19 protein-coding genes are annotated in these 26,547 nt (G+C 48.9%); 6 read left to right on the plus strand and 13 right to left on the minus strand.

The window, feature by feature from the left end; translation table 11 throughout:
* On the plus strand, positions 1-629 hold a 629-nt coding region (locus tag QJ48_RS02390; protein ID WP_193394384.1), incomplete at its 5' end, for a helix-turn-helix domain-containing protein.
* 111 nt (positions 630-740) lie between these two features.
* The gene (gene ablA / locus QJ48_RS02395) at positions 741-2,162 is read left to right on the plus strand and encodes a lysine 2,3-aminomutase (RefSeq protein ID WP_054972128.1); all 1,422 of its coding nucleotides are present in this window, start codon (positions 741-743) and stop codon (positions 2,160-2,162) included.
* A gap of 302 nt (positions 2,163-2,464) precedes the next feature.
* Here the strand turns inward: ablA and QJ48_RS02400 are convergent, their stop codons facing one another.
* Positions 2,465-2,731 (minus strand): YokU family protein, encoded by a 267-nt coding sequence (locus QJ48_RS02400; RefSeq protein ID WP_054972065.1) that lies wholly within the window; start codon positions 2,729-2,731, stop codon positions 2,465-2,467.
* A gap of 375 nt (positions 2,732-3,106) precedes the next feature.
* Here QJ48_RS02400 and ablB point away from each other — a divergent pair, with 375 nt between their 5' ends.
* Complete coding sequence (gene ablB, locus QJ48_RS02405) at positions 3,107-3,976, plus strand: putative beta-lysine N-acetyltransferase (RefSeq protein ID WP_054972066.1); 870 nt, start codon at positions 3,107-3,109, stop codon at positions 3,974-3,976.
* A 198-nt stretch (positions 3,977-4,174) separates the two neighbouring features.
* Here ablB and QJ48_RS02410 read toward each other — a convergent pair whose 3' ends face one another.
* Positions 4,175-6,631 (minus strand): TOTE conflict system archaeo-eukaryotic primase domain-containing protein, encoded by a 2,457-nt coding sequence (locus tag QJ48_RS02410; RefSeq protein WP_054972067.1) that lies wholly within the window; start codon positions 6,629-6,631, stop codon positions 4,175-4,177.
* 121 nt (positions 6,632-6,752) lie between these two features.
* Between QJ48_RS02410 and QJ48_RS02415 the strand changes: the two genes are divergently transcribed.
* Positions 6,753-7,220 carry a very short patch repair endonuclease gene (locus QJ48_RS02415; RefSeq protein ID WP_054972068.1) on the plus strand — a complete coding sequence of 156 codons (468 nt, stop codon included), beginning with the start codon at positions 6,753-6,755 and terminating at the stop codon, positions 7,218-7,220.
* Between the two features lie 504 nt (positions 7,221-7,724).
* Here QJ48_RS02415 and QJ48_RS02420 read toward each other — a convergent pair.
* Positions 7,725-9,800, minus strand: a complete 2,076-nt coding sequence (locus tag QJ48_RS02420; RefSeq protein WP_054972069.1) for a response regulator receiver domain — start codon at positions 9,798-9,800, stop codon at positions 7,725-7,727.
* Positions 9,797-12,886: an ATP-binding protein gene (locus QJ48_RS02425; RefSeq protein ID WP_054972070.1), complete on the minus strand. Its 3,090-nt coding sequence runs from the start codon at positions 12,884-12,886 to the stop codon at positions 9,797-9,799. Before QJ48_RS02425 ends, QJ48_RS02420 begins: the two co-directional genes overlap by 4 nt.
* Before the next feature lie 116 nt (positions 12,887-13,002).
* Between QJ48_RS02425 and QJ48_RS35500 the strand changes: the two genes are divergently transcribed.
* On the plus strand, positions 13,003-14,193 hold the full coding sequence (locus QJ48_RS35500) for a DNA cytosine methyltransferase (RefSeq protein ID WP_082420302.1): 1,191 nt from the start codon (positions 13,003-13,005) through the stop codon (positions 14,191-14,193).
* Positions 14,194-14,431: 238 nt separating this feature from the next.
* Here QJ48_RS35500 and QJ48_RS02435 read toward each other — a convergent pair whose 3' ends face one another.
* From QJ48_RS02435 to QJ48_RS02470, 8 genes are all read right to left on the minus strand, one after another.
* Positions 14,432-15,856, minus strand: a complete 1,425-nt coding sequence (locus QJ48_RS02435) for an aldehyde dehydrogenase family protein (RefSeq protein WP_054972072.1) — start codon at positions 15,854-15,856, stop codon at positions 14,432-14,434.
* Between the two features lie 30 nt (positions 15,857-15,886).
* The gene (gabT, locus tag QJ48_RS02440; RefSeq protein ID WP_054972073.1) at positions 15,887-17,257 is read right to left on the minus strand and encodes a 4-aminobutyrate--2-oxoglutarate transaminase; all 1,371 of its coding nucleotides are present in this window, start codon (positions 17,255-17,257) and stop codon (positions 15,887-15,889) included.
* Positions 17,258-17,285: 28 nt separating this feature from the next.
* Positions 17,286-18,563, minus strand: coding sequence for a peptidase (locus QJ48_RS02445; RefSeq protein ID WP_054972074.1), 1,278 nt, complete (start codon positions 18,561-18,563; stop codon positions 17,286-17,288).
* A gap of 207 nt (positions 18,564-18,770) precedes the next feature.
* A complete protein-coding gene (locus tag QJ48_RS02450; RefSeq protein WP_054972075.1) occupies positions 18,771-19,955 on the minus strand; it encodes a thiolase family protein in 1,185 nt (394 codons plus the stop codon).
* 15 nt (positions 19,956-19,970) lie between these two features.
* Positions 19,971-20,636, minus strand: coding sequence for a CoA transferase subunit B (locus QJ48_RS02455; RefSeq protein WP_054972076.1), 666 nt, complete (start codon positions 20,634-20,636; stop codon positions 19,971-19,973).
* The gene (locus tag QJ48_RS02460; protein WP_054972077.1) at positions 20,621-21,316 is read right to left on the minus strand and encodes a CoA transferase subunit A; all 696 of its coding nucleotides are present in this window, start codon (positions 21,314-21,316) and stop codon (positions 20,621-20,623) included. The genes QJ48_RS02455 and QJ48_RS02460 overlap by 16 nt, the downstream gene beginning before the upstream one ends.
* Before the next feature lie 17 nt (positions 21,317-21,333).
* Positions 21,334-22,698, minus strand: a complete 1,365-nt coding sequence (locus QJ48_RS02465; protein WP_054972078.1) for an aspartate aminotransferase family protein — start codon at positions 22,696-22,698, stop codon at positions 21,334-21,336.
* A gap of 25 nt (positions 22,699-22,723) precedes the next feature.
* Positions 22,724-23,989, minus strand: a complete 1,266-nt coding sequence (locus tag QJ48_RS02470; protein ID WP_054972079.1) for a Glu/Leu/Phe/Val dehydrogenase — start codon at positions 23,987-23,989, stop codon at positions 22,724-22,726.
* 195 nt (positions 23,990-24,184) lie between these two features.
* Between QJ48_RS02470 and QJ48_RS02475 the strand changes: the two genes are divergently transcribed.
* The gene (locus tag QJ48_RS02475) at positions 24,185-25,840 is read left to right on the plus strand and encodes a PucR family transcriptional regulator (RefSeq protein ID WP_054972080.1); all 1,656 of its coding nucleotides are present in this window, start codon (positions 24,185-24,187) and stop codon (positions 25,838-25,840) included.
* On the opposite strand, the gene QJ48_RS02480 is transcribed toward QJ48_RS02475, so the two are convergent.
* A complete protein-coding gene (locus QJ48_RS02480; protein WP_054972081.1) occupies positions 25,807-26,523 on the minus strand; it encodes an amino acid ABC transporter permease in 717 nt (238 codons plus the stop codon). The two genes, QJ48_RS02475 and QJ48_RS02480, sit on opposite strands and share 34 nt — an antisense overlap.
* Between the last annotated feature and the right edge of the window lie 24 nt (positions 26,524-26,547).

Here is a 26,547-nt window from a genome sequence, read left to right on the forward strand (position 1 = left end):
GGTTGTGCAGGGCAGGCCGTGTGCGGAGAATCGGGGGGACGACGGAGCAGCAGGTGAACGTCAGAATCGTCGCGGCGATGAACATGGCCCCGCAGGAGGCGCTGGACAAAGGCATTTTGCGGCACGCCCTCTTTTTCCGGCTGAATGTCGTCACCCTGCAGCTCCCGCCACTGCTGCGCAGGCAAGAGGACATTCCGCTGCTCGCACAGCATTTTATCGAGAAGTTCAATCCGATGTTCGGCATGAAAATTATGGGCATGGCTCCGTCCGCCATGCAGCGGTTCATGGCTTACGCCTGGCCCGGCAACGTTCGCGAATTGGGGCATGCGATCGAATCCGCCTTCAATATGATCGAGCCGGAAGAGGAGATCATTGAGGATCGTCATCTGCCTACGAATCTGAGGGAAACTCCCTGTCCCGTGCCGGTCCCCTCTCTGCGGAAGCCGGACCTCACCGCGTTCCCGGCAGGAAAATTAACCGACCGGATGAAGCAGATGGAGCGGGATGCGATCGTCGACGCGCTCAAGCGTCACGGCTACAACATCAGCCTTGCCGCGCAAGCGTTGGGGATCAAGCGGCAAGCTTTGCAGTACAAGCTGAACCGGTACGGGATCGCGAGGAAGCCGTAGCGCATTTTGCCGGATCCGCCTTCGCCCAGCATCTCCCAGTATTGGCATGATTTTTGCTTATACATTAAGCGAAAACGATTGATGGAGGTGCTCTGGATGAGCGTACCGATGATGGATCCGCAAAGCAAAACGAACGTTCCCCCTCTCAGCAGCAAAAGGCACTGGAAAGACGTCGAACTGTGGAAAGATGTGACGGAGGAACAGTGGAACGATTGGCTGTGGCAGTTGACGCACACGATCCGCACCTTGGACGAGTTGAAGCAAGTCGTGAATTTAACTCCCGAGGAAGAGGAAGGCGTGCGCATTTCGACGCAAACGATTCCATTGAATATAACGCCTTATTACGCTTCGCTGATGCACCCGGACGATCCCCGCTGCCCGATCCGCATGCAGTCGGTTCCGATTTCCGCGGAGCTGCTGAAGACGAAATACGACCTGGAGGACCCGCTCCACGAGGACGAAGATTCCCCGACGCCGGGCTTAACCCACCGTTACCCGGACCGGGTGCTGTTTCTGGTCACGAACCAGTGCTCGATGTACTGCCGTTACTGTACGCGCCGTCGCTTCTCGGGCCAGGTGGGCATGGGAGTGCCCAAAAAACAGCTGGACGACGCTATCGACTACATCCGCCGTACGCCGGAAGTCCGCGACGTGCTCCTATCCGGGGGTGACGGCTTGCTTATCAACGACAACATCGTGGAATATATACTGAAAAATTTGCGGGCGATCCCCCACGTCGAGATTATCCGGATCGGCACGCGGGCTCCGGTCGTCTTCCCGCAGCGCATTACGGAGAACCTGTGCAACATTCTGAAAAAGTACCATCCGGTATGGCTGAACACGCATTTCAATCATCCTCTGGAAATTACGGCCGAAGCAAAGCAGGCTTGCGAAATGCTGGCTAACGCGGGCGTTCCGCTGGGGAATCAGGCGGTCATTCTGGCGGGCATTAACGACAGCACGCATATTATGAAAAAGCTCATGCACGAGCTGGTCAAAATCCGCGTCCGCCCCTACTATATTTACCAATGCGATTTGTCCGAAGGCATCGGCCATTTCCGCGCACCCGTGTCCAAAGGGCTGGAGATTATCGAGGCGCTGCGCGGCCATACTTCCGGCTATGCGGTCCCGACCTTCGTCGTCGACGCCCCCGGAGGCGGCGGAAAAATCGCGCTGCAGCCGAACTATCTGATCTCGCAAAGCCAGGATAAAGTCATCCTGCGCAACTATGAAGGCGTTATCGTCGGCTACCCGGAGCCGAAAAATTATGTCCCGGGCCGCGCCGACGAATATTTCAACGAGATTTACGGCATCCAGCAAGCACCGGCAAGCACTGGAATTATTGCCCTCATGAAGGATGAAAAATTCAACCTGGTGCCGGAAAACTTGCACCGCATCGGCCGCAGAAAATCGTACGAGGAAGCTTCCGAGCACTCCTCGTTGAAAGACCGCCGGCAAAAGCGGGATGAAATGAAGGAAAAGCTGATCAAAGCGGTGAAGCAGAAGGAGAATACTTCGAGCGCGGAGGCGTGAGGCGTTGGCACTGGGGGAGTTTTGACGGCTCCCCCTTGGGACGCTTGGTAGGCGAGGGCTGTGCAAGGATTTTGTCATGCGGAAGGGCTGTGTGACGAGGATGTTGCACCGGTCGTTGTTTTTCGTCAAGGCCTCCGGAGTTCCTTCACGCACTAGCCTCCCGGAACGCGTTTTGTTGTAGTACGGCGGGTGATCGCCCTCTGACGCAAAACGTCCGGGCAAGCGAATCAGCCCTCGCGGATCCCCATAGGGACCGTCGAGGGCTTTATTCGGGCTGAGGCGGGCAGCAGATGCACCCTGGGTCAACCCTTGCTCAAAAATTTGTTGATTCGCGGGGCGTTCATCAACTCGTCGTAACGGAACTTGCTTCCTAGTGCGGAGAAATCGTTCAAATAAAGCGCCTCTTCGATTCGCTGCGACATGCTTTCGGTCACGTATTGTCCGCAATTAGGACAGTCCAACGCCGGAGCTTCCAGAATCTGCACTGCTGTTTTCCCGTCCGGCGCCACCCAATAGCAATCTTTTACGCTCTCGCGGATCGGCTCCGCATCGCACCACATACATTTCATCGTTCATTCTCTCCCCTCTCCAGGTTGTCATTATTTTCACCATATGGTATATAAGCAAAGTTGATGCCAACTTAGGATTAGGACGAAGTAACCTTATAGACCGGATGAAAAGCATACAGCACCGCAAAATCTTTTGCACTTTGCCATCATTTTGCAGCAAAACTTTTTGTCCACCAAGAGAATGGACGTGATCCTCTCTCGCATTGGCTCTGTTTTTGCTTTAAACTTAGGGATGGACTGCTCGGGTGAGGCATATTTGTGAAGTAGCTTCCTACGGAAAGCCAAGCCCATGCTTACGAAGTAGCTTTCCTGCGGAAAGCTCAGCCAATGCTTACGAAGTCAGTTTTCCTGCGGAAAACTTTGAGGAGGAAAAACATGCTGGAAGAACAAGCTTACTATACCAATCAAGTCGAGCAGGGATGCGATTACGAGATGCATGTTTGCCTCGATTTCTTTAACAAAAGGATACGGGTGGACGATTACCGGGGAAATATCGATGCCATTTTCCAGCGTATGTGCGAGCTTGCCGGCCAGCACGCGTTAACCAAAGCCTTCGTCAAGTCTCGCGAAGAAGATTGGCCTGCCTTTTTATCCAAAGGCTGTATGCTCGAAGGGATTTATAAAGGCTACTTTCTTGGCAGCGACGCCTACTGTATGGCCGTCTACTTCGATCTGGAGCGCCGGACCAGCGATTTTTGGATCGAGGAGGATCAGATTTTGGGGCAAGTACTTCAGCTCCCTTTGAAGCCGGAACGCCCGCAGATCCCCGCAGACTGTACGCTGCGCATCGTCCAGCCGGAAGATGCCGAGGCGCTTGCCGTTTTGTACGGTCAAGTGTTTCAGACGTACCCAACCCCCATGAGCCAGCCTTGGTATGTTGAAAAGGTCATCCGGGAAGGCACCGTCTTTTATATCGTGGAACAAGCCGGCCTGCTGTTCAGCGCCGCCTCGGCGGAAATCAACGAAGCGTACCGCAATGCGGAAATTACGGATTGCGCCACACTTCCGGCTTACCGCAAGCTTGGGCTCATGAGAGTGCTCATTCATGCTCTGGAGGAAGAACTGCGCAGCAGGAAGATCTATTGTGCCTATTCGCTGGCGAGAGCCCTTTCGTTCGGCATGAATGCCGCCCTCGGGCAGATGGGGTACCGTTACTACGGCCGACTGACGAAAAGCGTCGAGATTTACGACAAATTCGAGGATATGAATCTGTGGGTGAAAGACCTCGGGAAGGGAAGGACTTAGCGGAAGCTAGGCCTTCCTTTTCGCGTGGAAGAAGGCATATCAAGTTCTTCCCTGTATTCGATTAAAGTTTGCCGGGAAATCCTTATGCTTTCCTCAATTTCCATCTCTCCGTTAACTATTGATGGGAGTTATGCTTTTGAGGAGTTTCCCGACAAACCCAAATTTCTTTAAGGACTAAAAGATTGTTTTTTAATAACCCTACAGTTCCATACCACTATACCCCATTGTTCGATAACCTTTGATCCTTTTCTTATACATACTCATCAGTAGTGGCACCTGAAGATCGACATAATCGTAGATTTGTACATCCTTTTTATTACTATGTGAACGATGTAATCGTCCCGCATATTGCTGGAGCGTTCCTTTCCAAGAGATCGGGTGGACGAGAAATAAAGTATCTAGCCTCGCATCATCAAAGCCTTCACCGATCAATTTTCCCGTTGCTATAAATACCCTTTCCTCCGAATCCCCAATACTCGCAATCTTCTCACGAAGTGCTTCCCGCTGCTTTTTGCCCATACCACCGCGCAACACAATCACGTTTTTAGCAAACTTCTCTAGTCGTTTTTCAAAATATTCGACATGAGCCGTTCGCTCCGTGAGCAGGATAGGTGATCTTCCTTGGTCCAAGCATTTGAGCAAATCATCAAATATTAATTCATTTCTGCTTTCATCATCGATGAGCATTTGATAGATATCTTGTATTTTCAAGTGCCCTGAATCACTTGGAATTTTGAAGATCGTATATCTTGGGATTACTTTGTGCTCCATTCCACGAGCTAGCGCTTGTGACTTCGGATCAATTTTGATCCGAATCGGGCCGCACTGCATCAACACAATTGGCTGGTGACCATCCTGACGGGCTGGCGTAGCCGTCAGTCCGACGACATATTTCGCCTTTGCCTTTTTTAGAACTTGCTCGAAACTGAAAGCTGAAACATGGTGACACTCATCCACGATAATCTGACCATACTCAGCCAGATAGTCTTTGATCTGCCCTTTGTGATTCAAACTTTGGATAATAGCAATATCGACACAGCCAGTACGTTTTTCCTTCCCACCGCCGATGATTCCAATATCCTTGTGGCTCAGATTCAAAAATGTGCTGAGTCTCTCCTTCCATTGATCCATCAATTCCCGCCGATGGACAAGGATCAACGTATTCACCTGTCTTGAAGCAATAATGGAAGCAGCTACTACCGTTTTTCCGAAAGCTGTCGTAGCCGAAAGAATTCCTGTATCATGCACCAAGATCGATCTTGCTGCGGTATCTTGCAGCATGGAAAGTTTTCCGAGAAAAACCACATCAACATGCTTGCCTGCATTACGTTCGTCGGTGATCGACAGTTCGACTTGATGTCGATTAAACAGATGAATAACCTCTTGATACAATCCTCTCGGAAGCGCAATATGATTGGGGAAATCTTCCGAACAACCGATGACTCGCGGCTTCCCGTAAGTTGGTAAACGCATGGCCTGTGTCTTATAAAAATCGGGATTCTGAAAAGCGGCTAATCGCTGAAGGTGGTTTAACATCTTGACTGGCAAACCATTTTTCTCGATATATATCATATTGGCTAGCACAATATTAACGGTTGGGGGCAACTTGAATTGTTCTTGATCATCAGATGAAAACGCAGCTTGATCCCAGGGCTTGGCTTCATCATTATCTTCACCCCAATGACCGACATTCAGCAAGGCCTCATTGTGCGCGGCTTCCCGAACCACTTTTTCAACTTCGGCCAAGGTCATCTTAGGCAGTGTAGATAAAAAGCTCCACTGGTCCTCATATGGCAGGAAGTATTCATCTACAAAGATACTGTTGCCTTCCTTACGAGGAACTCCTTGCAACGGCAAAGCAATCAAATTGCCAAAGCCGCCTTTGGGCAATGTATCCTGATTCGGAAACAAGCGATCATACGATTCCAAGCTGAGCTGATATCTTCTCTCCATGGTTTTAGTCAATAGAGCGCAGCCAAGCTTTCTGGCAAGGCTTGCGTCTATCGGCTGCTCGAAAAAAATCCATACATGGCCTCCATTCCCAGAGCGAGACCTTTCCAAAGCAGCCGGGACGTTCATTTCTCTGCATGTTCTCATCACTGCGCTGGCATCTTGCCGCCAATTTTGTTTGTCAAAATCGATTGCCAGAAACCAGCAGGTTTCATCCGTAAGCATCGGGTACACCCCGATGATTCGATTTACTTTGACATCCAGGTGTCCTGCGATCACCTCATCCGTTATAGGCAGGAACTCCCGATGAGAGCATTCCGAACATTTGATTTGCGGCTTTTTGCAAACCACGGACCACTCACGTTGGCAGGCTGGAGAATAACCTGACTTTCCGTTCTTGCTTTCCCATCGGACCGGGTACACATCCTCTCGTCCACGGAACAGACTGCGGAACAAAGCAATTTTCTCATCAGGCGTAGAGTAATTATGAACGCTCCCGTTTTCATTTTTATGAGAACGAACAGGCCCAGTTTCTTGCACTACATCGGATGGAGAGAATTCGGGTATGGTACTTATAGCGCTTAAATTCTGTAATTGATCTTCCGCTGTAAGCAACTGTAATCTTTGCTTGAGCTGCTGATTTTCAAGCCTGAGTCGTTTAATTTCTTGTAGTGCGAGTGCAAGCTTGTGTTCAAGTTCTTCCATGTTCCCTCCGAAACGGTATAAAATCCAATGCTAATTTGTTAATTATTGTAACATAATGAAAGTGACATCTAAAATTAACCGTTGACTCTCATGGTACAATAATTAGGAAGGAGGGATAACTGTGGCTGACGTCCTTACAAAAGAACAACGCAGAAGGAATATGCAAGCCATTCGCGCAACCCACACTTCCATCGAAGACAAAATGAGCACGGATCTTTGGAGAAGAGGATACCGGTTCAGGAAAAACGTGAGTAGCATGTTCGGTAAGCCGGATATTGCCATTAAGAAATATAAAATTGTGATCTTCATCGATTCTTGCTTCTGGCATGGATGTAAAGAACACGGTAACATCCCTAAAACCAACGAATCCTTCTGGTTGCAAAAACTCGCTCGGAACAGCGAGCGAGATCAGGAAGTTACCGAGTATTACCAAGCAGGTCGTTGGGGGATTATGAGAATTTGGGAGCATGAGATCAAGCAGGATTATCACGTTACCTTGGAGAAAGTTATTAAATTTATCGAGTATGCAAAAAAAATCCATGCTTATAAAACAAACAAAGCCCGTAGCAATTTCAATCCCCCGGGCTAATCTTTATTTCTATATACTATTTACCTACTGGTATACATTTTTCCTCTTCATCTATCGCTACATTTTCAACCTGTGCACGGACAACGTTTCCCCACAAGAGGAATCCGATATCTGGAACGACATATAGTAGCCGCGCGTTTAAAACAAGGATTTATGTTGCATGACGGTGCGGATGTCGAGGACTTTATCCACTTTTCCTTGAGTGCATAGAACCTGAAAAAAAACCGAGTTGGTCCTATTATAAGTGTAAAACTGACCTGTTATATTAAGGATCTACACAGATTCCCCTTTAATGGGTTATAAAAAACATAATTCACATACAATACAATCTATTCGCTTTAAATCACTGGCACCAAAATAAGGACCACGGATAATTTTATCTTAGGTCCTTATCTATTGGGCTATTTATAAATGAGAGTTTTTACTTTCCATTTAGGTCATTACCTAGCTATATAACCTCAACATTACTTTCGAATCTTAATTCTACCCATGAACCTAATTACTTCACTGTAGAAAATTTTTAAAATTATTAATATAACTTGATTCTTTATAAAACATTTCATCAACACCAGCCCTAGACTGATAAGCAATATATCTATTGATTACGTTTTGAATATATTCTTTGCGCAAAGTATGCATTTTTTTATATTCTTCTTTAACAAGTAAATCCGCTTTTTTTAGTGTTAAAATTTCGTAATAATTCCATTTTATGAAATTAACTTTTTTATCATCCTCAATGGGCACAGCCATGACGAAACAATTATCCTTAGTATTTTTAAGCATTGATTCTGATGGTCTTTCTACCAATCTTCCCTTTAAAAACTTTATTAAGTGATCAACCTTGCTTGTATTAAAAGTATCACAGTAAGGTGTTATACAAAGTAAATACTCGTCATCATTAACGATTTTATATATACTTCCGGTTTCCACCAAATCGTTATTGCTGTTATCATAAAATTTCATAAGCCTTGTGAAATCGTAAATTTGATTAGAGTAAGACCTACTAAAATTTGATTGTTTTTTAAAATAAACCTCCCAAAGCTGCAAGAGATTTAATATCTCATTCGCAAATTTTATCTCATTTAAATTTTTTTGCTTACTGGATAACAAATAAAAGATTTTTGATTTGAAGATATCTATGTCATAAGAATCGTTAATTATTTTTAAAAGATCCTCTGTAATATTATTAACTCTTAACAAATCTATTATCTTTTTATCAATTTTAAAATGAGGGAATGATTTAGTGATACTATCTATGTTTTTCCATTCGAATGGATACTCTTTAAAAACATTATCTAAGCACGCTAATTGCTCCATAATTGGTATTTGCTCTTCAATAAACTCATCCCAAAGCATCATAATAAAAAATAAGTTCTTTATTAAATCTTTTTTCTCCTGTTCTTGTTTTTCTCCTTCTTTAATTTGATCGTCTTTAACGTAAATATTAATTAATTTATATAATTCATTTTCAAAATCTTCTAAAGAATATGAGTTAAAGCCACTGATTCTTTCAACAAGATCTGCCTTAAAATTATCATTCATAAATAACTCTAAAAGTTTATTTCTTGGTTTAGAATCTATGTTTAGCTCAGACATAATTTTTGTCACTAATAAAATGTCAAAACCTAGATTAACGCCTACTTCTTTAAGATTATCAAATTTATTAGTAATCATAAAATTATTTGGTTTCTCATTAAGCGGTTCCTCTAAAACTATATTTAAAAATTTCTCTGTTAAAAATTTCGGTATATCATCATTAGCTATCTTAGAAGTAATTATTTGGGAGTAAATAACTTTCTCAAAAGGAGCATTAAAATGATACATAGCTTTTTTTATATTACTATTAAGAGTAAGTACACAACTCATAAAATGCAAAACCATACTTTTGTCTCTAAGTAATTTTTTTGATATTTCCTCAATTATTTGCTTTGGTTTCACATCACCTTTAGACATGATAAAACCAAACAATCCGTGGCCATCGTCTTCGTTTAACTCTTGAAAAAAATTATTACTAATTTTTACTATTAGTTTCGTTTCAACCAATTCATCCATTATTGCATCTAAATCATCTGCATCGGTATAAATAACAACACATTTCAATCCCTTTTCTTGTTTAATATATTTACGTAGAGCATATTTCGCTGCTTCTCCAACTTGTGACCCGTCATTAATTTTTGAATTTTCCAAATCCCAGTCTAATATCAGCAGTTTAACATTTGAAAACATATTTGAGAGCAGATCAATTTGCTGGACAGGGTAACTTGAATTATATTTATAGGGAGTGGTAACAAAGCCTTCTTCCATCAGTTCAACTTGAGGAGTTTCTGTTCTTGGTATTAATAGCAAACTATTTTCCACCTTAGATTTTCCCGCTGCTACTTCTTGGTTTGCTTCGATTTGCGATTCTACCTCAATTTGTGCAGCCAGTGACTGATCAAAAACTGTCATATCTATTTGCCCAATATCCAATTTTATTTTTTCCTCAACTTTGACTTCCAGTTCTATTGAATCGTCTATAATTAATACAGAATTGAAATACCCTTTAACAACCTCATTAATTGTCTCGTATGATTTACTCATTTTTCCACCCCATATTTTTCTACAATAGTTTCTTTTTTAAATTTGATACAAAAGCAAGCACCTTCTAAATTCTTGATTACATTAACGTTATCTTCAAAATACAAAGAGTGTCCTCTGGATTCCAAAGTATCACGAGACAAAAATAATCCAAGGCCTCTTCCTTCCAGCTTCTTTGAGAAATAGGGTTCAAATATACGTAATCTATCCATCTCTTTTATACCAGTACCAGTATCATGTACAAATAAAATATTATCTGTATCAGAATAATAAAAATGGAGCTCCCTTCTTTCTCTGTCTAACATCCAATAAATTGAATTTGAAATAAGGTTTGCCAGAGGCGTGAATAATACTGATTCTATTTCTTTAATAGTAAGATCATTGGGAATATGATTTACAATAGATACAGAATATTTATTAATATCTGTTTTAAAGTAGTCCAGTAGACTTTCGAGAAAAGTTTTTAGGTTAATTTCCTTGCTTCGACTACGACTTTGTCTATAGAGAGGACTCATTCTTTGATGCAGTCTCTCAAGAGATTCAAATGCTTGTCGAACCTTTTCAATAATTGGCCATGCAGGAGTTGGCTTTAATGCCTTAGACAGTACATCTACATTTTCTTTTATGCTCCTGTGTAAAGAATTGAATTCATGACTAGTCATTTCTGCCGCTAAACCTACCGCGGAAATGTCGCGGTACATATCTACTTCTTTTTTTAGCAATCCAATTAGAAACTGATCTTTGTTCAAACTATTAATAACGTTTTGGTCCCGCATATTCTCAAGATATTCTTTAATTACTTTATACTCCGTGCTATTTCTTAGTTGGTCCTCATGAATTATTATTTTCTCTTGAATCTCTTTTGTAACATTTTCAAACTCTTTAATTGTATTTTGAATATTCTCCTCTAAGTGATTTTTCTCTGCTAGTAAGATTGCTTTAGATTGTAATTTTTGTTGGATCATTTGTTTCTTTATGACTGCTAGTCTTTCCAAATATATAGATATATCTTTTTTATTTTCTTTAATAAGGTTATTAATAACCTGAAGAAATTCTTGAGATACCTCGTTCAATAAATTCTGAATAGAAATACTATAACTATTACCTAATTTGGAATATTTGTTATTACAAAAGTCATCAATCCAATCTATTGCTTGATCGAGTTGCTCTAATACATTCAGCTTAAATTTCAAATTTGAATTATCAATTTTTTGTTTTAATTTATCAAGCTCCTCCTCTATAAAAGTCGTTAAATTGAGTTGTTCAACAGTAATTCTATTATTGTGCGTATTTATCATATCTAATAAGTCATAAGGATATTGATACCTTGGATTGATCTCAATTTTCACGCTATTAATTTGGCTAATAGTCTCATACAAATTTAGCTTTAAGCTATAAAAAAATTGTTCTTGATTAAACCTACTATTAGCATTAGTAATTCTATTAATACCTTCTTCTATTCTTAAAACAACATCTTTTTGTAGTCTATTTGTTAATAACTCAATTGAATTGGTATCCCTGCTTAGTTTATTTCTTAGATCTTTCAGGTGCTCCTTTTCCTTTTTTTCTTCATCCTTTTGGGATTGTCGCGCTTTCTCTGCTTTTTCATATTCACTTTTATAATAGTTAATATAACTATCACGTTTACCATCATCTTTAAGAGTTTCTAAATACTGTATGGCCCACCATTTTAGAAGATTAATACCAACTGTACGAAAATAATTATAAGTTGCATTTTCTACAAATCCTTCCCTACTTGATTTATCCACCAAGTTAGGATTCTCTGCCTTTGAAATTTCCATAAACCCGAACATTCTTCTATGGCTAAAAAGATATGTTCTAGCACGGAGAGATCTTCGTTCTTCCATATTAAGAAAATCGTTTCCAGTTTCGCCATACGGCAAGATTCTCAATCCATCTCTGTAAACGTAAACACCACCGATATTATTTAACTTATCATTCATTCTTTTATGCTCATCTTTGTTTAAAGATGATAGATCTGCCGAACCTTCAACAAAGTACCACTTTAGTTTTATAGGACCACAATCCTTTAATGTCCTTCTATCGATTCCTTCTGTTAATTCTGCACGGACATTCTCTATTGATTTCAGACCTCGCATAAATGCTTTACCTTGAAAGACACCATTTTGAATCTGGCCTTTTAATGCATAATCATACAAACCAATATCTTCCTGGTTAAACCAAGTTTCGTCTTCCATTGGTTTTCCATTAATATGTATTTTTGGGATAAAGATTGTTTCTTCTTTCTTTTCTTCTTCACTTTCAGTATTCTTTTCTAATTCTTCATCGAACAAATCTATATAATTTTGAAAGGAATATAGTATATCTTTAAGTCTTCTAACCCGAACCTGGAGACTTTCATCCTTAATTTGGGTCTCATAAATATTCCAGTCCCAAGTAGTATCTATATTTGCGAGATAAAATAGTGTTCCCCCACCTCTATTTTCGTTTAATTTTAAAAGATCAAATACCTGATTATTAATAGTAAAGGAGTTTATCTGTGTAATGACTTCATTCCGCTTATCAGCGTCCCAATTATTTTTATCGTTCAGGTTTCGTACTAATATGTTCTTAAGTTCATCTACATTATTTTTAAGGAAAGTGACTAGTTCATCAAATGAACTAAAATTTTTAACAGGAATCTCTATATCTTCGAGAAACAATCTTTCATTTCTAAATAGTTCCCAGTGAAGATAAAGCAAACTCCAAGATCCTTTATATCTCTTTTTAGAAATCAATAATAATTGATCTCCAAGTAAGGAGACAGCGAGTCTACCTATCCCCTTTTCACCTATTTTAACCCTACCTTTTCGAGATTTTTGAATCTTTCCTTTTTTTGAATAGGTACCTATAGTAAGCCAGTTTTGTTCAAGATCTTCAGCATCCATGCCATCCCCATCATCCCAAACTACAATACTCTGATTCGAAGTATTGATATTGACTAGTCCTTCAAAAGCATCCGCATCATACGAGTTTCTTAATAGTTCAGAAATTGCTGTAACTTCGTCTCTGATTTGTTGTTTTCCAAGTAGATCGACAGCACGTGCCCTGGTTCTAAATTTAGCCATTATATTTTCTCCTATTCAGAATGATTGAATTGTATTTGTCTAAATTATTCAAGACAATATGGAAAGAAGTAGTTATAATATCTTTAAAGATTAACAAAGTTAAGCGGTGATGAAATTTGGATAAAAAATTTACTGCAATTGATCTTTTTTCGGGAGCTGGTGGCGTTTCTGAAGCTTTAAAGAATCTATTTGAAATAAAGTGCGCAGTAGAATATGATCCCATAATTGCAAAAACCTACGAACTTAATCATGGAAACAAACATCTTATAGTTGAAGACATAAGAAATATTACAAAGGATCTATGGCTAGAAAAGGTCGCCCTACCAAAAGAGTCACTTGATTTATTAATAGGAACACCTCCATGTCAGGGATTTTCTAAACATTCGAGGAAGAAAAGTAATAATAACTTTGACGGAAGAAATACACTAATTCTTGAAGTATTAAGAGTTGCTGATATTTATTTTCCAAAGTTTATTTTTTTTGAGAACGTTGACAATATAGTCAATTATAGCATCTTCCATTTGTTTCTAAAACGGCTTTCTAACGTAGATCGCTTCGGATTCAAAAAAAACCTTAACCGTCCTTCATATCATATTCGTTATGAAGTCGTTGATGCTTCTGACTATGGCGTTCCTCAACGCAGAAAACGAATGATTTTGATAGCTAAGAGAATCGATAGTTTTCCGAACACCGAAGCAGTAATCAAACATCCAAGAAATGGAACACCTTATGTTTCGAATCCTTTGAACTTATGGCCTTTGAAAATAAAAGCAGAATCTCTAGGTAAATATCTAAAAAGCTTTAACCTTGCTCCTCTTAGTGCAGGTGAAGCAGACCCAACTGACCCACTGCATAAGTGCAGAAATTTATCAGAAATTAATCTTAAAAGAATAAGAAATACAAAACCAAATGGCGGTAGTCGTTCTGACTGGCCAAAAGAATTAATATTGGATTGCCATAAACAAAAAAACATAAGCTTTGGTGATGTTTACGGCAGAATGAACAATTTGGACTATGCACCAACAATAACTTGTGGTTGCCTTGCCTACTCAAAAGGACGTTTTGGTCACCCCACAGAAGATCGAGCTATTAGTATAAGAGAGGCCGCCCTAATTCAAACTTTCCCAAAAAATTATAAATTCACAGGAAACCTGCTGGGTTCCGTTAATGAAGGCTCATCAGAAAATATTGCTACACAGATTGGCAATGCTGTTCCAGTGCAACTCGCAAAAGCCTTTCTTAAAGCGATTCATACGGAACTCAGAAGAGAATATTCAGCTTTATCAATAGAAGCTTTATGTTTGTAAACCGTCACTTTCAAAACAATTCTCTATTAATTTTAGGAAAGGCAGCCTGTTGGTGATATACCTCAACAGGCTGAGTTATATAGTATAAGGCTTTCTCTTTATGGGTATTAAAAGTTTTCCTTCGCAAGTCTGTCCTAAACATAAAAAAATAGAGCCGCCGCGGCAGCCCCTCAAATAAAAATACTAACTTTTTAACACTACTTTTCCTCAAATTACCGCCTCCGAACTACTCCCCCACCTACCGATTCCGGTTAAACACCACGAGCTTCAGCTCCGTCAATTCCTCCACCGCATACTTGATGCCTTCGCGTCCGACTCCGCTTTCTTTCACGCCGCCGTAGGGCATGTGATCGAGCCGGAAGGTTGGTATGTCGTTGATCATGACGCCGCCGACATGCAGCTTATCGATCGCGTTCATGGCGGTGTGCAGATTGTCGGTATAAATCCCGGCCTGGAGCCCGTAGACGGAATGGTTAACCCAATCCACCGCCTCCTCCACTGAGCTGACCTTGTTGATCAGCACAATCGGGGCGAACACTTCCTTGCAGGACACTTGCGCGTCAGGAGCGACGTTCAGCAGCACCGTAGGCGCAAGAATCCCGCCTTCGGCCGTTCCGCCCAGCGCCACGGTTGCCCCCTTCTGCGCGGCTTCCTTAATCCATTCCACGGCCCGCTCCGTTTCGCGTTCGGAGATCATCGCGGACACGTCCGTATCGGCATCCAGCGGGTCTCCAAGCTTGAGCTGCTTGGCCGCTGCGACGAATTTTTCGACAAACTCGTCATACCTGTCCTCCAGCACGTACACCCGCTGCAAGGAGATGCAGACTTGGCCTTGGAACGAGAACGCACCTGTGACACAGCGCGCAATAATGGAATCGATCCGGGCATCGCTGTCCACGATAACTGCGGAGTTGGAGCCCAGCTCCAGTGTGACCCGCTTCAATCCGGCTTTCGCGCGGATGCTTTTGCCGACGGATGGGCTTCCCGTGAACGTAATGACATCGACGCGGGGGTCTTCGACGATTTTATCGCCGATGACTCTGCCGGCGCCGGTGACGACGTTCAGAGCGCCGGCCGGTAGCCCGGCTTCCGCGAATAGCTCCGCGATGAAAAACGCCGATAAAGGCGTCTGGCCCGCAGGCTTCAGGACGACGGTATTGCCCGCGGCAATGGCCGGGCCCAGCTTGTGGGCGACCAGATTCATCGGAAAATTGAACGGAGTGACCGCCCCGACCACGCCCAGCGGCTCTCTCATGGTATAAGCGAAGCGTCCTTCCCCTCCGGGAACGGCGTCCATCGCCAACGTTTCGCCGTGAATCCGCTTCGCTTCCTCGCCGGCCAACTTATATGTCTGGATCGTGCGGTCTACCTCGATCAGTGCGGCTTTGATCGGCTTGGCGGCTTCCAGCGCGATGTGTCGGGCCGCTTCTTCGCGGCGCTGTTCCAGCAGGCGGGAAACGGTTTCCAGAATGCGGGCCCGTTGGTGGGCCGGCATGCTTCGCATAACCGGCTTGCAGCGGACCGCCGCTTCGATCGCCTGCTCGGTCTCCGCGAGATCAGCCGAAGCGATGTCGGCCAGCTTTTCCTTGGAGTACGGCGAGTACAGCGGGGTGTAATTTTTCGTCTCAACCCAGGTTCCGTCGATGAATGCATGCTTTTTCATGAAGTAAATCCGCCTCCTTATGCGATACGATCAGTCCGCCTTACCCGCTCCGGCCGATACGGCGCTCAGTTCCGCCATGGCCTCGCTGATAATGTCGAGCCCTTCTTGCAGTTGCTCCTCCGTGATGACCAGCGGGGTCAAGAAACGGACAATATTGCTGTGGACTCCTGCGCCGAGCAGGACCACTCCTTTTCGGTAACAAGCTTGCAGCAAAGCTGCAACGAACTCTTTCGCCGGCTTGCCGGTGTCCGGATCAACAAACTCCACGGCGCACATCGCACCCAGTCCGCGAACGTCTCCGATGATTTTAAACTCATCCTGCAGCTTGTGAAAATGATTGCGGATCGTGTCGCCGATGACGCGCGATTTTCCCGGCAGATCTTCGCGCTGCATCATCTCGATCACTGCCAGAGCCGCCGCACAACCGAGCGGGCTGCCGCCATAGGTTCCGCCGATTTCGCCCGGGTTCGGGGCGTCCATAATCTCCGCTTTGCCGACGACGGCGCTAATTGGAAGACCTGCGGCGATCGATTTGGAAAGCGTGATGAGATCCGGTTCGATCTCGAACAGCGTCGAAGCGAACATTTCTCCGGTCCGGCCAAAGCCGGTCTGAATTTCATCGGCAATAAACAAGATACCATGCTTCTTGCAAATCTGAAAGACGCCCTGCACGAACGATTTTGGCGGAACGATGAAGCCTCCCTCGCCCTGCACCGGCTCCATAATGACCGCCGCCAGCTCTTCCGGGGCGACCTCGGTCAACAGGAAATCCTCGAACTGCTTCAGGCAAAACTCCCCGTACTCTTCTTCGGTCATCGACGCGGGACGTTGGTACGGATACGGAAAAGGCGCTTTATAGATCGCCGGGGCATACGGCCCCATCTGGTATTTGTACGGCTTCACTTTGCTGGTCAGAGACATGCCGAGCAGAGTCCGGCCGTGGAAGCCGCGGGTGAACGAGACGATGCCCGTTTTGCCTGTATATTTCCGGGCGATCTTCACGGCGTTCTCGACCGCCTCCGCGCCGCTGTTCAAGAGCACGGCTTTTTTCGCAAAATCGCCCGGGGTGATCTCGGCGAGCTTTTCCGCCAACGCCACATAAGGCTCATACATTCCGACATGGAAGCACGTATGAATGTACTTTTCCGCTTGCTCCTTAATGGCGTCCACGACCTCGACCGGGCTGTGACCCACGTTGATGGTGCCGATCGCACCGACGAAGTCCAGGAACACGTTGCCGTCCACATCGTACAGCAGCGCCCCCTGCGCTCTTTCGACAAACAAAGGATGGTTGTTGCCGACTCCCTTGGATACCGTTTGCTGTCTCCGCTCTAAGAGAGCCTTTGTCTTCGCTCCCGGCAATTCGGCTGCAACCGATACGAATTTTCGTTGAGCTGTCATAGGTTTGTTCCCCTTTCGGCTTGAAAAATTAACCGTTCGTTTCGTTCAGTCCGCACCATTCGATAAGCGTCAAAGCAATGATTTCCGCCGCTTCCGTCACTTTGTCCAGCTCGATATATTCGTTCGGGTAATGAGCGACTTCCGTAACTCCCGGCCCGAACACAATAGCGGGCGTCTTGCCCGCTTGGGTCAGCAGACCGCCGTCGGTTCCCCACGGGGACGCTTCAATGACCGGCTCCGCTCCGGCAACCCTGCGGTACTGATCCGCCAAGGTGTGCATGAGCTCATGCTCCATGTCCATCGAACCGGGAATCCAGCGGGCGCCGAACCATTCCAACACGGGAGCGTGCTCCTTGAACCACGGGTCCTGCTCGGCAAGCCGCTCCAGCCACTGCTCCATCTCCAGCTTCGCTTCCTCGATCGTTTCCTCGGGCGAGACGCCCATCCGGCCTTCCAAACGGACGAGATCGGGAACTGAGGACGGCCAGTTGCCGCCCTGGATGACCCCGATGTTGATCGGGATCGGAATCGGCGTATTTTGATACAGCGGATCGGTGATCCGGGCGTTGCGCCGTTCCTCCAGCGCTTGAATGTGGCGGATGACGAGCATGCTTTTCTCGATGGCGCTGACTCCCTCATACCGGGTGCCGCCGTGCGCCGCTCGGCCCTTCACTTGAATGCGGAACCACATCGAACCCTGCTGCTTCGGAAAAATACGCATATTCGTCGGCTCCGGAATGATCGCCGCATCGGCCTGGTAGCCCCGCATCACGGTGGCGAGTGTACCAGCCCCGCCGCTTTCCTCCTCGACGACGCTCTGAAAGATGACGTCGCCTTTCAGCCGGAGACCCAGCCCTTGAATCGCTTGGATCGCCAGCAGCAGGGAGACGTTTCCGCCTTTCATGTCCGTGACGCCGCGGCCGTACATTTTGCCGTCCCGGATCGCGCCGCTGTACGGATCGTCCGACCACTGCTCGCGCTCCCCCTCCGGGACGACGTCGATATGGCCGTTCAGGATGATCGACTTCCCGCCGCCGGAACCGCGCAGAATGCCGACCACATTCGGGCAGTTATCAAAGTCCGGCCGCGAGGAGCAAAAGTACGGATGCTTCTTCAAAGCTTCCCCGTCCAGCTCCCATACGTCGACCTCTAAGCCCATCTGCCGCAGCTTCTCGGCGACCAAGGCCTGCGCCGCCGCCTCATGGCCCTGCGTGCTTGGCACCTGCACCAGCCGCTGCAGGAAGGCCATGCCTTCCTCGCTGTGCGTGCGCATCCACTGCTTAATCCGTGCTTGGAGCTCTGACATGTTTCTCCTCCTTACCGGTAGAACGGTGAATATGCAGGCGCTGCGCTGCCGAAGCGTTCCTCCGATCGCTCTTGTTCCCGGATTTCTTGATTATCTAACCCCTTTAGGGGTTGAAATCCGGGAACAAAGGCGAACACTCCGTTTCTCCAGAACGCTTTCGGCCGCTCCGCTCCTTTTTTCACCGAACATCTAAAAATTCGAAACCCTCTACGCCTCACTCACGTTCTCGTAGATCACCGCAATACCCATGCCGCCGGCCATGCACAGCGTCACCATGCCGTACTTCACGCCGGACCGCAGCATTTCGTGCATCAGCGTCACGGTCAGCTTCGCTCCGGTAGCGCCTACCGGATGCCCCAGCGCAATCGCGCCGCCGTTGACGTTCACCCGCTCCGGGTTCAGCTTCAGCTCGCGGATGACGGCCAGCGCTTGCGCGGCGAACGCTTCGTTCAGCTCGATCAGCCCGATGTCGTCGAGCGTCAGCCCCGCCTTGTGCAGCGCCTTATGGACGGCGGGCACCGGCCCGATGCCCATCACGCCCGGATCGACTCCGGCGCTGGCGAACGCTTTGACCTTGAGCAGCGGCTGGATGCCCGCCCGCTCCGCTTTGCTGCGGGACAGGAGCAGCACGGCGGCTGCGCCGTCGTTCATCGGGCAGGCGTTGCCCGCGGTGATGGTGCCGTCTGGCTTGAAGACGGCGGGCAGCTTAGCAAGCTTCGCCAGCTCGATATCTTCCCGCAGCGACTCGTCGCTGTCGAAGAGCCGGATCCCTTGCCGTTCCCGCAGCTCCAGCGGCACGATTTCGTCCTTGAACCGTCCGCTGCGGACGGCGTCGGCCGCCTTGCGGTGGCTTTCGAAGGCAAACTGGTCCTGCTCTTCCCGGGAAATGCCGTACTGCTCGGCTAATCGCTCCGCTGTCATGCCCATATGCTCATTTCCCAAGGAGCAGGTCAGCCCGTCAGCGAGCAGCGCGTCCTCCATCGCGACATGGCCGAACTTCGTGCCCCAGCGGTTTCGGACCAAATAAGGCACTTGGCTCATGCTTTCCACGCCGCCCGCAATGACGGCTTCCTCTTGCCCCGCCGCAATCGCCAGCGTCGCGCTTGTGATCGCCTTGAGGCCCGAGCCGCACGCTTTGATGACGACGTGGCCCGGCAGCGTCAGCGGAAAGCCCGCCCGCTGCGAGCTGATCCGGGCCGAATTGAGCCCCCCGCCGTGCACATAGCCGTGGCCGAAAATGATTTCGCCCACCTCTTCCTTCGGCAGCGCCGTTTTCGCCATCAAGCCAGTAAGCACTTGACGCCCCAGCTCGGTGGCGGGCACATCCCGCAGCGACTTGCCGAAGGCTCCGACCGCCGTGCGGACTCCTGCCGCGATAACGACTTCATTCATCACGGATTGCCTCCCTTATTGGATCGTGGACACAACGGACGGAACGATCAATTCCGCTTCCGTCTGCCGGATGACATCTTCTGCTGTGAAGGGGGCCATCACTTCCCGCAAAACCAGTCCTTCGTCCGTCACTTCCATCACGGCCATTTCGGTAATGATCATATCCACGCAGCGCGGCGCGGTTAAAGGAAGCGAGCACTGCTTCAATATTTTCGACTCGCCCTGCTTGTTCGTGTGGTTCATCAGGACGATGACCTTGCGCGACTTTTGCGCCAGCTCCATCGCTCCGCCCATCCCGGGCACCCGTTTGCCGGGAACGATCCAGTTCGCCAAATCCCCGTGCTGGCTCACTTCGAGCGCGCCCAGAATCGTGATGTCCACATAGCCGCGGCGAATAATCCCGAACGCCGTCGCGCTGTCGAAATACGATGCGCCCGGCACGATCGTCACCGGAAAGCCTCCGGCATTGCACAGCGCCGGATCTTCACTCCCCTTGGCCGGGCTCGGACCGGTGCCCAGGATGCCGTTCTCCGCGTGAAAAAACACTTGGAGCTCCGGCGGCACATAATTGGCCACCAAGGTCGGAATCCCGATCCCGAGGTTCACGAGCATCCCGTCTTGAATCTCCTGCGCCGCCCGCCGGGCGATCCGGTAACGGCTATCTTCTACTCCCACGCCCATGTCCAGTTCACTCCTTGACTCGGTATGACCATATCGACATAAATTCCCGGGGTGACGATGCATTCCGGGTCCAGCTCGCCGAGCGGCACGATTTCGTCTACCTCGGCAATGGTGTAATCTCCAGCCATCGCGACGAGCGGATTGAAATTGCGGGCGCTTTTGTCATAGATCAAGTTGCCGTACGGATCGGCCTTCTGCGCGTGCACGATGCTGACCTCGGCAGTCAGCGCCGTCTCGATCAAATAAGGCTTGCCGTCCAGCACGATCTGCTGCTTGCCCTCTTCGGCAATCGTGCCGATGCCGACATCGACGAAGATGCCGCCCAAGCCGACACCTCCGGCGCGGATACGCTCGGCCAGCGTCCCTTGCGGGCTGAACTCCACCTCCAGCGCGCCCTCGTTCATGAATCGCCCGGCGTTCGGATTGGAGCCGATGTGCGAGACGATGACCTTTCTGGCCCTTCCCGCCGTGATCAGCCGTCCGATGCCGATATCCGGGAACGCGCAGTCATTGCCTATCAGGACGAGATCGCGCACGCCTTTATCCAATATGCCTTGGCACAATGACGGAGGATTGCCCACGCCTCCGAAGCCCCCGTACATCAGGGTTATCCCGTCGCGTATATGCTGAAGCGCGTCCTCCAGCCCGGCGACCTTGCTTCGCTTTTTTACAAGCTCCATGCGTTTTCCCCCTTCCCCTATACCGCCGCTTTATTCAAATGGCCTTCCGTCCGAAGTTCCTCTTGCACTTCGAAAATACTTTTTTCCAATATGCTTACTAGGCTATCGATTTGCTCTGGGGTGATGATTAATGGCGGAGAGACGATAATCGCGTCTCCGGCCGCTCCGTCGATGCCTCCCGATGCCGGGTACACGAGCAGCCCTTTGTCAAAAGCGCGCTTGATGACCCGCGCCGTCACGCCGAGCGATAGCGGAAAAATTCCTCTCGTCCGCACATCCGGCACGAACTCCAGTCCGAGCAGCATCCCTTTGCCCCGCACGTCGCCTACGATCTCCAGCCGCTTGGCCATCTCCTGCAGCTTGCCCAGAAGATACTCGCCGTTCACTTCCGCCTTGCGGACCAAATCGTGCTTTTCCATATAGTCCAGCACAGCCAGGCAAACGGCGGCGGATTGCGGATTGGCGCTGTACGTATGGCCCGCCATGATCGATTTGGACCCTTTCAGAATCGGCTCCATCACTTTATCGCTGACCAGCGTCGCCGCCATCGGCGTGTAGCCTGCGCTCATGCCTTTGCCTAAGGCGACGATGTCCGGGGTGACCTCCCAATGCTCGATGCCGAACTTCTTGCCGGCTCTTCCGAGCCCCGTCATCACCTCGTCCGCGATGAACAGAATATCGTATTTGTCGCAGATGCGCTTGATCTCCTGATAATAACCCTCCGGCGGCGTCACCGCCCCTCCCGAAGCGCCGATAATCGGCTCCGCGATAAATCCGGCGATATGCTCCGGCCCGATACGCAAAATCGACGTTTCCAGCTCCTGCGCGCACTTCATGCCGCAGCCGGGATGCGCTTCCTTCAGCGGACAGCGGTAGCAGTACGGCGCTGAGACGGACGGATAATCTTCGAGCAGCGGAATGAACCGCTTGCGCCGCAAAATATTGCCGGACATGGACAAAGCGCCCATCGTAATGCCGTGATAGCTCATCCAGCGGGAGATGAAGCGGTTTTTGCGGTCGCGGCCTTTCTCCTGCCAATGCTGGATCGCGATCTTCATCGCCGTCTCCGTCGCTTCCGAGCCGCTGTTGACGAAAAAGGACCAGTTCCAGCGCCCCCCGGACCATTCGCTTAACCGGCGGGCAAGCTCTTCGGCTGGCTCGCTCGTAAACTGGGCACGGTACGCGAACGATACTTTTTCCGCTTGCACCTTCATCGCCTCGACGATTTCCGGCACCCCGTGGCCGATGCTGGCCGTTACCGCGCCGGAGCAGCCGTCGATATACGTTTTGCCGTCCGTGTCATACAGGTAAATTCCTTGTCCGCTGGCTACCGTAGGATAGTCGTAGTCCAGAATCGGCTTGATCAAATGAGTATCCGTCATGTCGGTTCCCCTCTTTACGCTTGTGTTAAACCCAGCCTCTCCAGCGCATGGCTTCCGCCATTTTTCGAAGGCCTGCCATATAGGCGGCCAGCCTCATGTCCACCTTGCTCTCCAGCGCGATCTGATGGACCCCGCGAAAGGCTTTGACCAAAATCTGGTCCAGCTTCCGATAAACTTCCGCTTCGGACCAATAGCAGCCCTGGTTGTTTTGAACCCGCTCGAAGTACGAAGCGACAACGCCGCCTGCGCTTGCCAGCACGTCTGGGACAAGCAATACGCCTCGGGAGGTGAGGACTTCCGTGGCCTTCGCGGTCGTCGGTCCGTTCGCCGCCTCGACGACGATTTTCGCTTGAATGTCGGCCGCGTTCTCTTCCGTAATTTGGTTTTCAGCGGCGGCCGGTATGAGAATGTCGCAAGCTTGCACAAGCAGCTCCCGGTTGGAGATAGCGCTCGCAAACAGATGGGTGACCGCGCCGTACGCATCCCGTTTTTCCAGCAAATAATCGACATCCAGGCCGTCCGGATGGTACAGAGCGCCGCCGGCGTCCGCAATCCCTACGATCTTCGCTCCGGCGTCGTGCAGAAATTTGGCCAAATAGCCCCCGGCGTGGCCGAACCCTTGAACGATCACCTTCGCTCCGCCCATCTGCACGCCGGCCGCCTTCGCCGCTTCGCGCAGCACGATCGTCACGCCTTTGGCCGTCGAGGACTCCCTGCCTGCCGAACCGCCTAGCACAAGCGGCTTGCCGGTAATAAAGCCTGGCGAGTCGAACTCACGGAGACGACTGTACTCGTCCATCATCCAAGCCATCATGTGCGCATTCGTGTACATATCCGGGGCCAGAATATCCTTCGTCGGGCCGACGATCTGGCTGATCACCCGGACATACCCGCGGCTCAGCCGCTCCAGTTCTGCGGCGGACATTGTGCGCGGATCGCACTCGATGCCTCCCATACCTCCGCCGTACGGGAGGTCAGTCAGACCGCATTGGATGCTCATCCACATCGATAGAGCCGTCACCTCTTCCGGCGTTACCGCGGGATGAAACCGAATGCCGCCCTTGGTTGGTCCCACCGCATCGTTATGCTGAGCCCTGTAGCCGGTGAATACCTGGACGGAGCCGTCGTCCATGCGTATGGGAATGCGAACCGTTAGCAGGCGAAGGGGCCGCTTCAACATCTCGTAAAACGATTCCGCGCAGCCCATATGCTCCAGCGCCTTCTTGATGAGCTGCTGCGTTCGCTCCAAGACGCTTGGTTGTTCCGTTTGCCGAACCGTATCGACTGCCATCGTTCCACCTCCGGCCTCTTCGTTATGGCTGCGATTACTTGTAGTTTAAACCAGCTAAAGCGCTCGATCTATTCGACCGTCGAATCCAAAATGAGCGCGCTTTTTTATACATCAGGTATAAATTCCAGCTTGCCCGAAATCACGGGCCGTGATATAACTTACTCAAGCCAATCCGCACAGAAAAGAGGATCATTCATGGGAATTAGCATTCAAGAAGCGATCCAGCTGCCCGTGATGTCGAAGACGAAATTGGTCGCCGGATTCGACGGCATGAACAATATCATCAAATGGGTCACGATCGTCGAAGTCATCGAAGACATCGACCGGCTGCAGGAAGGCGAGTTCCTGATTACGACCGGCTTCGGCCTGATGGAAAGCGAAGAGAAACGGAACCAGTTCCACAAGCTGCTGTCCAACAAGAAGCTGTCCGGCGTCGCGATGTACACCGGCTTTTACTTGCGCGAAATTCCCCAATCGTTCATCGACATTGCGAACCGCTCCGCCCTTCCGCTGCTGGAAATTCCGACGGATATCAACTTTTCGGTCATTACCAAGGCAATTCTGGAGCAGATCGTCAACAACCAGTTCCGCATGTTCGAGCATTCGATCAATATCCATAAGGAATTTACCCGTCTGGTCTTGGATAACCAAGGCATCCAGGCGATCACCGAGACACTGTCGCGGCTGACGGACGGCAGCATCGTGCTGTTCGATGCGGATGCTTCCATCGTCTCGGATCGGATCGTTCATGACGCGTTCCGCCGGATCGGTCAGGATCGGCTCCTGCTCTTTTCCGAGCCGTTGCAGCCGCCTTTTGAACAGCAGCTTCTTCGCTTAAACAATCATGAAAGCGAATACACAATTTCGCTCTATCCAGTCATGGCGAATCAAACGAACTACGGCTGGATTGCGGCCATCAAGGATAAAGAACGATGGAAAGACATCGACCAGATCGCGGTCGAGCATGCGGCCACCGTGTATGCGATTGAATTCCTGCGGCATAAAGCGATTCTGGATACGGAAATCCGTTTTCAAGGCGAATTTCTCGATCAAGTGTTAAGCAAAAATTTTACCAATAAAGCCGAAGTCATCGAGCGCGGGAAAAAACTGGGCTTCGATCCGAGCGGCAGTCAAGCCGTGCTGCAAATCAAGGTGGAGAACCTTCCGCCTGATCTGGAGCGCCGTACGCTGGACGACATGTTGGACCGGCTGTATCAGGTCGTGAACCAGACGATGAACAAGCATAACCGCCAGTTTCTGCTGCGCAACCGGCTGGACGGCTGCATCGTCCTCATGGGAACGGGGAGCAAAGGAACGGCTCCCGAAGCCGCAGAGGAAGCGTCGCTTCTGGCCGTACGGGACATCGCCGACAAATGGAGCTTGTTCTATCCCGATTACCCGCTGCGGATCGGCATCGGCAAAAGCTACACCGATCTGGCCGACTTGGCCAAAAGCGCGCAGGAAGCGCACCGGGCTCTCGTCTTCGCCAAGCTGCTGCACAAGCCGAAGTCCGTCGTCCACTATGACGATCTGGGACTTTATCATTTCTTGATCCAAATGCAGGAGCTCGGCATGGATTTGCGGCAGTTTGCCGAGGAGCAGCTCGGAGTCTTGATGCAGAACAAGCGTCAGGGAGCCGACCTGCTTCAAACGCTGGAAACGTACTTGTACCATAACCAGAGCCTGCACGTGACCGCGGCCGAGCTGTTCATTCACCGTCACACGCTGAAATACCGGCTGAACCAGATCGAGAAGAAAACCCGGCGCAATCTTCAATCGTCGGAAGACCGCTTGAAGCTGGAGATCGCGATTATGGCCTACAAGCTGACCGTTTCTTCCGAGGAGCTGTAGCGGGCGCGCGGCTTGGCGCTCGCTTCCCTGCTTTTCACTTTCGCGTTGACATCGAGTCTCGCTTCCAGCTTGCCCACGACAAACGTGAAGAGCATAACCAGAGCCAAGTAATACAGTCCCGCCACCACGTACGTTTCGAGCTGCTTGAAGTTCGCGGCCGCTTCGCTTAACGCCGCTCCCCACAAATCCGACATGCCGACGTAGGCCACGAGCGACGATTCCTTCAGCCCCAGAATGAATTGGTTACCGAGTGGAGGAATGGCGATTTTGAAAGCCTGCGGCAAAATAATTCTTCGCATCGCCTGCGGATACGTCATCCCGAGCGAGCGGGCGGCCTCCATCTGACCGCGGTCGATCGATTGAATCGCGCCGCGGAAAATTTCCGCGATGTAAGCGCCGCCGTGAATCGCCAGCGCGAACACCCCCGCCCAAAATTGCGACAGCAAAATAATGTTGGAAATTCCGAAGTACAGCACGGCGATCTGGATAATAAGCGGCGTTCCGCGGATTAACGTAATGTAGAATGTCGCCACGGCGTTCAAGACGCGGCTCTTCGACAGCCGGAAAAAGGCAAAGATCAGACCGATGACGCTTCCGAGCAGAAGAGAAACCAACGTTATGCGAACGGTCAGCCAGGTCGCTTTCAGAAACACGTCGTAACTGGACAGCAAGATTTCGATCATCGGGTCACCTCATCTGAATATCGT

It is taken from the genome of Paenibacillus sp. A3 (genome assembly GCF_001399685.1).
Taxonomy (GTDB): domain Bacteria; phylum Bacillota; class Bacilli; order Paenibacillales; family NBRC-103111; genus Paenibacillus_G.